1 protein-coding gene is annotated in these 337 nt (G+C 66.8%); it reads left to right on the top strand.

Annotated features, from left to right (window positions below; genetic code table 11):
* Positions 1–155: 155 nt before the first annotated feature.
* The coding region (locus EOC06_RS40595) for a hypothetical protein (protein WP_164899074.1) at positions 156–337 on the top strand (182 nt) is incomplete at its 3' end.

Here is a 337-nt window from a genome sequence, read left to right as displayed (position 1 = left end):
CAGAGCGACAATGACGGCATGCCCGTCGGCGCGTCCCGGCATTAATCCCCACAACAGGCGCCGCTCGACGCCAGTGCGGGGCCGGATCGGGTCCGTGTCGGCAAAATCGAAGAACACCGGGACAGCGCTATCGAGCCAGTCTCGCGGAAGCACTCGTGGGGAACCGGCGTTGCGTCGCGCTGGGCCTGTCCCTCGACATCCAGCGCGAGCGACTTCTCCACCTCCGCGAGCTGCCGGCGCTTCTCAGCCAGTTCACCGGAGAATCCGAACTCGCCGCCCTCACGCGAGCGATAGGAGGTGAGCCGGCGCTCGGCATCCTCAAGACGCTGGCGATATC

Source organism: Mesorhizobium sp. M7A.F.Ca.MR.362.00.0.0 (assembly GCF_004023175.1).
Lineage (GTDB): Bacteria > Pseudomonadota > Alphaproteobacteria > Rhizobiales > Rhizobiaceae > Mesorhizobium.
The sequence above is the reverse complement of the archived record's forward strand: the minus strand, read 5'-3'. Positions and strand labels throughout refer to the sequence as shown.